Origin of the sequence: Pseudorhodoplanes sp., assembly GCF_035565795.1 — a bacterium.
In the GTDB taxonomy this organism is placed as follows: domain Bacteria; phylum Pseudomonadota; class Alphaproteobacteria; order Rhizobiales; family Xanthobacteraceae; genus Pseudorhodoplanes.
This window is the reverse complement of sequence record NZ_DATMRV010000218.1, coordinates 1-10275: the sequence shown is the minus strand read 5'-3', so window position 1 is coordinate 10275 and position 10275 is coordinate 1. Positions and strand designations below refer to the sequence as shown.

Here is a 10275-nt window from a genome sequence, read left to right as displayed (position 1 = left end):
CGCCGCAATCAGCGCGGGGCCACCGCACATCGTATAGCGCGTCGGCAGCGCCACCCGGCGCGATGGCGGATAGAGATCGCGCAAGGCTGGATGCACGAGGAACATCGCGCCCTGATCGGTCGCCGCGCTCGGGGGATCTTTCAGGAAGACGATGTCCGGTTGCAGGACGAGAAACTTTTCCAGCGCGATGAACCCGCCATATCCGGCAGGAGCGCCTTGCGGCGGCTTCAGCCCGGCCTCGGCAAGCAATGTCGCAGCAAGACTCGCCGGCCCTTGCGTATAGCCGCCGCGCTCGACAACCAGCGCAGTACGATCAGAGGGGCCGGCTGCGGCCGCGAGGCGCGCTCGGGCAGTTTCCAAGTCCGCAATCAGCTGCTCGCCGCGTTCAGCCTGGCCAAGCAAAGCCGCGATCTCGCGGATCTGGCTGCGGGCGGATTCGAGATCGCTGACGAATCCGGTCTCCACCACGCGCAAGCCTTGCGACGTGAGCATCCGCCGCGTCACGGAGCGGTCGTTCGGACCGACGAGCACGAGGTCAGGGTCCAGCAGCATCGTGGATTCGGCCTGCCAATCGGCCTTGCGAAACGCCTTTGCCTTCCCGGCCACAACCGACAGGGACGGGTCGGTCGCATAGGGCGACAACCCGGCGATCTGGTCCGGGTCGGCCAGCGCCACGACCAGCTGGTCGGCGCACAGATTGAAAGACACCACGCGCCGCGGCGCATCGGCGCCCTGCGCCGCGCCGGCCCAGATGGCTATGCACAGCGTCAGAAGCGGCATTGGTCTTGCGGCGCGCGTCATGCGACCATGGGATTCGAGGCCAATCACTCATGTCAGCGATATCGAAATCCGGCTGGCGGCTCAATGCGGCGCTTTTCCTGGTGGTGCTCGCATTGATGTTCGTCTCCCTTGTCACCGGGCCGGCCGGGCTGCCCGCGCGCGCGGCGATTGCAGCGCTATGGGATGGCGAGGGGGTCGCCGCCGTGATCGTGCGGGAAATCCGGCTGCCGCGGACATTGCTGGCGGCGCTGATCGGTGCGACGCTCGGCTTTTCCGGCGCAGCGTTACAGGGCCTGTTCCGTAACCCGCTGGCCGAGCCAGCCTTGTTCGGCGCGCCACAGGCGGCCGCGGCGGCAGCCTCGCTTGTGATCGCGTTCGGCATTCTTCCGACGACCTCGCTGTTCATTCCGGTCGCGGGCATTCTCGGCGCACTTCTTTCGGTCGGCGCACTGGTTCTGATCGCGGGACCGCGCACGAGCCTTACCGTGATCCTGCTCGCCGGGCTGGCCCTGGCGAGTTTCGCCGGCGCGATGACCGCACTCATCCTCAATCTTGCGCCGAACCCTTTCATCGCACTGGAAGTCGCATTCTGGCTGCTCGGTTCGCTGGAGGATCGCTCGCGCGACCACCTGATGATCGCCGCGCCGTTCATGGTGGCAGGCTGGATCATTCTCCTTGCCAACGCGCGCGCGTTCCGGGCACTGACGCTCGGCGAAGATGCCGCGATGTCACTCGGCGTCGATCTGCAACGCACGCGTTTCGCCGTCGTGCTCGGTACGGCACTCGGCGTCGGCGCCGCGACCGCGGTTGCAGGCGCGATCGGCTTCGTCGGGCTGGTGGCGCCGCATCTCGTCCGGCGTTACGTCAATGCCGATCCGACGCGGATCATGCTTCCGGCGGCCCTTGCAGGTGCCGCCCTTCTGCTTGCGGCGGACATCGTGGTCCGCATCGTGCCTTCCGCGATCGAGCTGAAGGTCGGCGTCGTGACCGCACTGATCGGTGTGCCGTTCTTCCTCGCGATGATCTTCACCGAACGACATTATCTCGAGGGCGAGCCGTCATGACCGCCCTTCTCGCAGCAAAGGACATCTCCGTCCGGCTCGGCGGCCGCACCGTCGTTGAAGATGCACGCGTCACACTATCCGCGGGAGAACTGGTGGCGCTGGTAGGACCGAACGGCGCCGGCAAGACCACCTTCCTGAAGGCGCTTGCCGGTCTTCTTCCCGCGTTTGGCACCATCGAACTCGAAGGCCAGCCGATGTCTGCGCTCAAGCCACACGAACGGGCGCGCCGGCTTGCCTATCTGCCGCAGGGCCATTCGTTCTCGTGGCCGCTGCCGGCGGGCGAAATCGTGGCGCTCGGGCGTTATCCGCACGCCGACCCGTTTTCCCCTGTATCGGACCGTGATCGCGCCGCAGTCGATCATGCGCTCGACATCACCGGCACCCGCCAGTTTGCAGATCGCATCGTGACGACACTGTCCGGCGGCGAACGCGCGCGCGTCGCCCTCGCTCGCGTGCTGGCAACAGAAGCGAAGATCGTGCTCGCAGACGAACCGATCATGTCGCTCGATCCGCGCCACCAGTTTGTGGTGATGGATGTCCTGCGACACGCTGCGCAGGCCGGCGGCGCCGTGCTTGCCGTGATCCACGATCTCGCGCTCGCGGCACGCTATGCGGACCGTATACTGATGCTGGAAAAAGGTCGGATTGTTGCAGACGAGAAACCGGAGATCGCGCTCAGCCCGGAAAAGATCGCGACCATTTTCGGCGTCGAGGCCGACATGATCTGCCTCGGCGATGCGCAAGTGCCGCTGGTGCGCAAGCCGCTCTAAAGATCAGCCTCACGCTGCGCTTCTTCCTCTCGCAGCTTGAAGCGCTGCACCTTGCCTGTCGCGGTCCGGGGCAGATCGTTGCGAAGTTCGATCCAGCGAGGATATTTCCAGGTGCCGGCGCGCGACTTCACATGCTCTTTCAGCTTGTCCAGAAGAGTCTCGTCGCTGGCGTGGCCGTTCTTCAGCACGACGAACGCCTTCGGCTTGATCAGCCCGTCGGAATCTTCCTTGGGTATGACCGCGGCTTCCAGCACGGCCTCGTGCGAGACCAGCGCAGCTTCGACATCGAATGGCGACACCCACATGCCCGACACCTTGAACATGTCGTCGGTACGACCGCAGTAGAAATAATACCCGTCATCGTCGCGATAATACTTGTCGCCGGTGAACGTCCATTCGCCCGCGAAGGTCTGCCGGCTCTTGCGCCGCTGATTCCAGTAGCCCTCCCCCGCAGACGGACCACGCACGATCAGTTCACCGATTTCGCCCGGCGGCACGTCCACGCCATTCTCGTCCACGATCCTCAGATCGTAGCCCGGCACGGGCTTGCCAGTTGAGCCATAGCGCACGTCGCCGGGCCGGTTCGACAGGAACGTCTGCAGCATCTCCGTCGAACCGATACCATCGAGGACGTCGACGCCGGCGACGTCACGCCAGCGTTCGCCGATATGCGCAGGAAGCGCTTCACCGGCCGACACGCATACGCGCAGCCGCTCCGATCCCGCACCGCGTGTCATCGCATCATGCGCGAGCAGCGCGGTATAGAGGGAGGGCACCGCATAGAAAATCGTCGGATGATGACGGCGCATGAGCGTGAACATCGAGTCCGGCGTCGGGCGCTCGGGCCACAGGATGGCGGTCGCGCCGACCGACATCGGAAACGACATCGCGTTCCCGAGGCCGTAGGCGAAAAACAGCTTCGCGGCCGAGAGCACGACATCGTCCGGACGAATGCCGAGGACGCCCTGCCCCATCAGCCTTGCCGTTGCTCGCAAAGAGGAATGAACGTGCTTCACGCCCTTCGGCTCACCGGTCGATCCCGATGTGTAGAGCCAGAAAGCAACTTCGTCGGACAGCGTCGGCGCTATGAAGACGTCGTCGCCACCCATGCGGCATACGGACTCGAACGGCACCGGCGTATGGCCGGCCAGCGTCGGCTGCGCTTCGGCTCCGCTGCCTGAGAGAATCACGTGGCGCAGCTGCGGTGCGGCCGGGATCGCATCTCGCAATGAGGAGGCAAACGACGCGTCCGCGATCACAGCCGCGACACGGCTGTCCTTCAGCATGAAGGCATGCTGATCCGGCTTCAGCCAGGTGTTGAGCGGCACAACGACGATGCCGGCGCGGATGGCGCCCCAGAACGCGACCGGATAGTCCACATTGTCTGGCATCAGAAGCGCGACGCGATCCTCCGGCCGCAAGCCGAGCGCCAGCAAGCCGGACGCGAGGCGGCACGTCCGCTTCTGCAATTCGCCATAAGTCAGCGTACGCTGCGGATCGATGAAGGCGGGCTTGTTGGCCAGACCCCGCTCGACATTGGCATCAACAAAATCCGCGGCGGCATTGTACGGCCGACGCTCCAGGAATGGTTCGGACACTGGACGCTCCCTTTCGTCCGGTTCTCCGTTTCTTCTTGGGCCGTTTCGACCGATACGCCGTTCCGGTTTGCTCCGGAATCAGCTGCCTTCAGTGCAGCGCGAACGCCTTTGCCTGCAGGTCCGTCAGCAAATCCGTCGAGCCCTGCACTGCAAGCCGCTGGTGATACAGCCGCAGCCCGTGCAGTCCGCCGAGTTCTTCGCCGTTGCCGGCACGGCCCGGTCCGCCGTGATGACATTGTGGCATCACGATGCCGTGGCCGGTATGAGCATCGGCAATCGAGGGCTCGACCATCAGGAGCCGTCCATGCGACGGGCCAAGCTCCGCGACTGCGCGCGCAAAGAATGCACGATCATCGCCATAGACCGAAGCAACCAGCGAGCCGCCGCCGCGCGCGACCAGCGCAAACGCTTCCGTCTCGTTCTTGTACGGGATAATCGTCGCCGCCGGGCCGAACACCTCGGTGTCGTGCACTGCATTCGCGCTGTTGCCGTCGGCAAGGCGCATCAGCGTCGGCGCGACGAAAGCGGATTTCGCCGGGTCGATCCCGTCGATCGCAGGCGCGGTCGCGCCGCCGGTGAGAACCTGCGCCTCGCGCGCGATCTTGCCGATGCCATCGAAGGCGGCCGCCTGTTGCGCGCGCGTGACCACGGGCCCCATGCGGGTGCTCTCGTTGCGCGGATCACCGAGCGTGGTTTTCTTCAGACGAACGAGAAGCGCTTCGGCAACCGCATCGGCCTGTGCGGCCGGCGCAAAGACGCGCCGGATCGCCGTGCATTTCTGCCCAGCCTTCACCGTCATCTCGCGGCTAACTTCCTTGATGAAGGCATCGAACGCCGCCTGGCTAGCATCCGGACCAAGCAGCGCGGCATTGACGCTGTCCGCCTCGATGTTCACATGAACACCGCGCGCGAGAACATTCGGATGCTTCAGAATGCGGCCGGCCGTCTCGGACGAACCGGTGAAGGCGATCACGTCATCGCCCGTGACCTGATCGAGCAGATCGCCGGCGCTGCCGCAAAGGAGATTGAGTGCGCCGTCCGGTAACACCTTGGCAGCAATGACGTCGCGCACCATCTCGTGCGTGAGCAACGCGGTCGATGATGCAGGCTTGGCAAACACCGGCACGCCCGCGAGCAGCGAGACCGCGGCCTTCTCCCACAAGCCCCAGCTCGGGAAATTGAAGGCATTGATATGCACGGCAACGCCATGCCGCGGCGCGAGCAGATGGATCGCCTGGAAATTCTCCGCCTTGGCAAGCCGCACCGGCTTCTCGTCGAGCAGGAAGGTCGCACCGCCGAGCGAGCCACCGAGCCGGGCATAATATTTCAATGTCCCGATACCGCCGTCGATATCGATCGCAGCATCGATCTTCGTGTTTCCGGAATTGGCGATGGCCATCGCCTCATATTTCGCGCGGTTGGCGACAAGCACATCAGCGACAGCGCCGATCAGTTTCGCGCGCTCCACGAAGCTGAGCGCCCGCAATGCCGGACCGCCTGCCTTGCGCGCGTAATCGAGCGCAGCCTTGAGATCGAGGCCGCGCGCACTTGCGGTCGCAAGCACATTGCCCAGCACTGGATCGACCAGCTCGGTTTCCGTGCCGTCGCCGCGACGCCACGCGCCGGACAAATAGCTCTCGAGTGCCTGTGGCGCGTTGCTCATGGTCCCGGTCTCCTTGCCAAATCATGCATCCCGTGACCGCTCGTGCCAGACCCGGCTACGGGATTCCACTGTCACAAAAATGGGCGCAGCCCGGGTGCAGGAGCGCCACATGGCGCTCCCCGGACCACCGCAATAGGGAACGGGACATCTATTGTTTTCAGTAACTTAAGGCAAGCAACGCGGCCGCCTATTGGATCGCGCTGCTGCTCGAGTAAGCCGGGGAGCCTGCGTCCGCGATGAAGCGTCGAATGGTTTCGCGCACCTGCGCGTTGGACATGAACAGGTCGTGGTTCAGACCGCCGCCGGCGTAGTCCGAGGCATCGATCACGCGAACGCCAAGGGCTTCCAGCCGCGGCTTCTCCGCGATCCCGACGCGGGTGACGCCGCCGGCCATGTCGCGCATCGCGCCAAGGGCGCGATCGTTCGCGACCGTCAGCACCGTGATCTTGCGCGACAGCGTACCGATACGAGACACCGAGGATGTGAAGCTGTCCATGTCGATGTCGGGAGACGCGAGAACGATCGCCCCGAATCGGCTGGTCGCCGCCGCACCACGCCGGTCGTAGAGCTGCCGCAGGGACTCGACGGCGACCATCGTTCCCATGGAGTGCGCCACGACATGAACGGTGCCGACTGTGGGATCTCCGATCAGCTCGTCGAACATCCCCTCCAGGGCATCGCGAGACCAGAGCGCGCTTTCACGATCGTAGATATAGTTCATCAGGCTGTTCTTCGATGGCCAAGAGAACAGCATCGTCTCGCCATGAAACCGGAGCCCATCCGACAGCCGCGCCGCATCGAGCACCGCGGTTTCGAACGACTGGTTGAACCCGTGGATATAAACCAGCACGTCGCGACGACGGTCCCGCACCGAGAAGCTCTCGCCGACAGGCACAATCTCGACGGCCTTGATGCCCCAGTCGCCAAGCCCGACCGTGGAAAAGGCTCCTTCGGCGGGCGACGAGAGGTGGATGCGCACATTGCTTGGCTGATTGGCGCGCTGCGTGCCGAACCAGGGTCTGGCCTGCGCGCCCTTGACGGGATTACGCGTGGTGACCGCCGTCACGATCGGATCGGCCATGATCCCTGTCTGGCCGGCGGGTTGCGTCCCGACTGCCGCAAAAGCGGACGCCCCGCCGGGCGCACTCGCGCAGCCGCTCACGGCCGCTAGCCCGCCAAAGGCGAGCAGCAGCACGAAAAATCGCGCGATCTGTCCGGTCGGACGTGTCGAGAATGCCATCAGCAGGGTTGCACCAGCACGGGACGGACGCCGCTTCTGTCCGTGCGGCCCCCGGCGCTCACCCATGATGGGCGATGAGGGCGAGAGAGTGGCCAGATCGGGATTTCTACCTGCGGCGCGGCAAGGGAACTTGCGGTTCCCACACACCACAGGTGCAGCCGAAGGCCTCAGTAGTGGCTGATCGTGATGCTGGTGTTCTTCATGCCGTGACGGCCGACCAATGCGTACAGCGTTCTCGCGTTCTGCGGGCTGAGCCTGATGCAGCCATGGGACGCAGGCCGGCCAAGCCGGCCGACATCGGACGTGCCGTGGATCGCAAAGCCGTAATGGAAGAAGATCGAATGCGGCATCGGCGTCATGTTGTAGCGCCGGGAATAATGCATCTTCTGCATCGATTGCGGACGGAAGGTGCCCGACGGCGTGCCGTAACCTTGCCTGCCTGTCGAAATCGGCCAGGTCGCGTAAGACGCTCCGTTGACACTCACGTTCATCGTTTGCCGGCCAAGACTGACACGCACCTGCACCGACGCCAAAGCCTGACTGAACGTCGCGTCGCAGAATGCGCCCAGACCGACAACAAGAACCATCCAGAATCGCATGAAATATCGTCCCTCGATGTTGAAAATCAGCGTCCGGACTCAATCCGGTAATGGCCAAGCATAGTCGAGCGCTCTTGTTGGCGGAAGCTGCGGCGCGACTTGGGGCCAAGCGGTTGCCGGACATGTCAAAGCGACGACAGTTTTCATAAAGACTTTCAGGTCGACGCTGACCCACGATCGGATCGATGCGCCGACGTTACAGATGGTGGTATCTATTGATGCCACGCGTTTTGTGATGCGCTCTTCATCGCGCTTTAGTGACCGCCGAGTTCATAGGTGCATGTGCACGGCTTCGCTGTTTGCTTGCCACTGGAAAATTCCACAACTAACATGTGGGCTTCTACGAGCCGATGGCTTGTATTGAACCGCCACCGGCTTCGACGTCGGACCTGCTTCATCAGCGGAGGGCTGGTTATGACAATTTATAGATGGGTCGTGGATGAGAAGGGCGAACGGAAGAAGGACGCCAGAAACCAGGACGAAAGAGCTCCGGTTGCCGACTTTTCCTATCAGAGCGATGCGCTCGCACAAATGATTGTCGACGCGTGGGTCAAAGAACCCTTCGAGGAGGAGCTTCTCAAACCGGAAAACGCTCGCAGGCTTCTCGCAGAGCGAGGTATCTTCCTCCAGAAGCCCGTGATCATCAGCGAGGCGGACTACCGGGCGGATAAATTTACGAAGAATCATGACGACGAAGTCGTCTTCGTTTTGCCTGACCGCAAACATGTCGACATGCGCGAGCCTCAATCTCTTCTCGAGACGGCACGACTTCTGATGGCTTGCGTGCCGAACGGAATTTAGCGCGAAGCACGCACACCGCACTTTGCGACAACGTCTTTAGCTCAACAGGAGCCGGTTCGCGTCGAAGTCACAAACCTCTCTCAAGAAACACGTTCCCGCGCGAGCTCTCCGAATTGCAGGAGGTTGGGAATGCCACGGCCGATCACGGAGTGGGTCGACATCAACGGCGACGTATCGATCGTCGCGCGCGAGTCGGGAGAGGTTTGGTTCTACACGCATGACCAGTCGAAAGAGCCTTCGGGGCCATTCGCCGCGCCGATGACAGGCCCGAGCTCGCTCGGCAGCGCGGTCGGACTGCTCGATGGGGCGATCAGCCTGGGTTTCTCCCGCATCAAGGACAATCTTGCAACGCCGGCGCCGACAATCGCGGGCTACGCGCTGGCGCTGATCGGCGCCTATCACACTTCCGTCGACACCGCGCGAAACCTGTTGCGCGCTGCGCGCCGCTTCGAGGCGCTCGGCAGGCCCGAGGTGACGGCGTATCTTGAGGAGCGCGCGCGCGAGGAGACCGGTCACGACCGGCTCGCCTTGAAGGACTTGCGCGCACTGGGCCTGCCCGCCGAGACACTTGTGGGCAACCTCATGCCCGAAGGCATCAAGCCGATGTGCAAGCGCTTCGACGAGCTTTGCGCCGAAGACTATCCGATCGGATGCGTCGGCTATTCATACTGCCTGGAGCGCATCGCAGCGCTCAAGCAGGAAGCGGACATCGCCATGATCAAGGCGATATGTCCGGAAGGCGTCGATGCCACGCGCTTTCTCAGAAGCCATAGCGGCCTCGGCAGCGAGGCGGCGCATGTGCAGGAAACGATCGAGTTCGTCGCATCGCTCCCCGCGGATGACCGGATCAAGGTCGTCCAGGAGACATACGAATCGGCAGTGATCATGGCCGAAGGCTACAATCGCGAATTGCTGCGGCCGGAGTCGGAGTTGGTCGCGATGCTTGAAAGCGCGGCCGGACAGCACCTGCACCTGAAACAAAGCTTCGCGCACGAAGGCGCTGCAGCCTAGTTCGCGAACATGGACGTGCGGTGCAAGCAATCGCGCCGCACTAACGATCTGCAATCGCCACGATGCGGAGCGCGAGCGCCGCATCGAGGGTGATTTATTGCATTGAGCGATCGGCGATCAATGTCCAGCTCTGGAATCGTTGCAGAGGCAATCGTTAGCTGAGACCTGGTTGGTCGCGGACACAGGCATCGTATTCACACGAACGAATTTACATCAGCAAAATCGATATTACGTGTGATAGTGTTCCAACGTGGCGGCATCGCAACGGGCGACTGTCCAAGCGCTTTTGCGGTGACAAAATGCTTGTCGCTGTCTGCCGGTAGAGCGGGGCCTCGCAATTGCCGAATGCAATCAACGACGTTGGTGAATGGCTGAGACAGCACGGTCTTGGTCAGTATGCGAAAGTCTTCACCGATCATCACATCGACTGCACGCTTCTGTCGGAACTGACGGAAGGCGACCTCGAACAACTCGGCCTGTCCTTGGGACACCGCAAGATCTTGCGGAAGGCCCTTGACGCGGAGGGCCGATTGCCGGTCACGGCGCGAGATTTCAGAGGCGAAGCGAACCACCCGTCTCAGCGCGAAGCCGAACATCGGCACATGACAGTTTTGTTCTGCGACATGGTCGAGTCGACGCAACTGTCCGAAAGGCTGGAGCCTGAAGACCTTCAGATACTCATCGCTGCCTATCGGGAGGCCTGTGGCGCAGCGATCAAGCGATACGGCGGCTGGGTCGCGCGCTACATG

10 protein-coding genes are annotated in these 10275 nt (G+C 63.1%); 5 read left to right on the top strand and 5 right to left on the bottom strand.

All coding sequences use genetic code 11. From position 1 onward, the window contains the following. The coding region (locus tag VNZ93_RS19560; protein WP_325709058.1) for an ABC transporter substrate-binding protein at positions 1-780 on the bottom strand (780 nt) is incomplete at its 3' end. Positions 781-830: 50 nt separating this feature from the next. Between VNZ93_RS19560 and VNZ93_RS19555 the strand changes: the two genes are divergently transcribed. Together VNZ93_RS19555 and VNZ93_RS19550 are read left to right on the top strand one after the other, a co-directional pair. Continuing rightward, positions 831-1844 (top strand): iron ABC transporter permease, encoded by a 1014-nt coding sequence (locus VNZ93_RS19555; protein WP_325709055.1) that lies wholly within the window; start codon positions 831-833, stop codon positions 1842-1844. Beyond that, entirely contained in the window at positions 1841-2614 is a 774-nt protein-coding gene (locus VNZ93_RS19550; RefSeq protein WP_325709053.1) for an ABC transporter ATP-binding protein, read from the top strand. Before VNZ93_RS19555 ends, VNZ93_RS19550 begins: the two co-directional genes overlap by 4 nt. Here the strand turns inward: VNZ93_RS19550 and VNZ93_RS19545 are convergent. The 4 genes from VNZ93_RS19545 to VNZ93_RS19530 all read right to left on the bottom strand — a co-directional run bounded on the left by VNZ93_RS19545 (position 2611) and on the right by VNZ93_RS19530 (position 7714). Further along, complete coding sequence (locus VNZ93_RS19545; RefSeq protein ID WP_414710130.1) at positions 2611-4197, bottom strand: benzoate-CoA ligase family protein; 1587 nt, start codon at positions 4195-4197, stop codon at positions 2611-2613. The genes VNZ93_RS19550 and VNZ93_RS19545 overlap by 4 nt on opposite strands. A 103-nt stretch (positions 4198-4300) precedes the next feature. Further along, on the bottom strand, positions 4301-5875 hold the full coding sequence (locus tag VNZ93_RS19540; RefSeq protein ID WP_325709047.1) for a 3,4-dehydroadipyl-CoA semialdehyde dehydrogenase: 1575 nt from the start codon (positions 5873-5875) through the stop codon (positions 4301-4303). Between the two features lie 187 nt (positions 5876-6062). Next, positions 6063-7115 carry an alpha/beta hydrolase gene (locus VNZ93_RS19535; protein WP_325709044.1) on the bottom strand — a complete coding sequence of 351 codons (1053 nt, stop codon included), beginning with the start codon at positions 7113-7115 and terminating at the stop codon, positions 6063-6065. Between the two features lie 167 nt (positions 7116-7282). Continuing rightward, the gene (locus VNZ93_RS19530; RefSeq protein WP_325709041.1) at positions 7283-7714 is read right to left on the bottom strand and encodes a L,D-transpeptidase; all 432 of its coding nucleotides are present in this window, start codon (positions 7712-7714) and stop codon (positions 7283-7285) included. A gap of 435 nt (positions 7715-8149) precedes the next feature. Here VNZ93_RS19530 and VNZ93_RS19525 point away from each other — a divergent pair, with 435 nt between their 5' ends. The 3 genes from VNZ93_RS19525 to VNZ93_RS24970 all read left to right on the top strand — a co-directional run. After that, positions 8150-8515, top strand: a complete 366-nt coding sequence (locus VNZ93_RS19525) for a hypothetical protein (protein WP_325709038.1) — start codon at positions 8150-8152, stop codon at positions 8513-8515. Between the two features lie 129 nt (positions 8516-8644). Then, positions 8645-9526 (top strand): hypothetical protein, encoded by an 882-nt coding sequence (locus VNZ93_RS19520; protein WP_325709035.1) that lies wholly within the window; start codon positions 8645-8647, stop codon positions 9524-9526. A 338-nt stretch (positions 9527-9864) separates the two neighbouring features. Further along, the coding region (locus VNZ93_RS24970) for an adenylate/guanylate cyclase domain-containing protein (RefSeq protein ID WP_414710129.1) at positions 9865-10275 on the top strand (411 nt) is incomplete at its 3' end.

Coding starts and splice junctions, on each gene's coding strand:
- VNZ93_RS19555 (WP_325709055.1), top strand. CDS start 831: ATGTCAGCGATATCGAAATCCGGCTGGCGGCTCAATGCGGCGCTTTTC.
- VNZ93_RS19550 (WP_325709053.1), top strand. CDS start 1,841: ATGACCGCCCTTCTCGCAGCAAAGGACATCTCCGTCCGGCTCGGCGGC.
- VNZ93_RS19540 (WP_325709047.1), bottom strand. CDS start 5,875: ATGAGCAACGCGCCACAGGCACTCGAGAGCTATTTGTCCGGCGCGTGG.
- VNZ93_RS19535 (WP_325709044.1), bottom strand. CDS start 7,115: ATGGCATTCTCGACACGTCCGACCGGACAGATCGCGCGATTTTTCGTG.
- VNZ93_RS19530 (WP_325709041.1), bottom strand. CDS start 7,714: ATGCGATTCTGGATGGTTCTTGTTGTCGGTCTGGGCGCATTCTGCGAC.
- VNZ93_RS19520 (WP_325709035.1), top strand. CDS start 8,645: ATGCCACGGCCGATCACGGAGTGGGTCGACATCAACGGCGACGTATCG.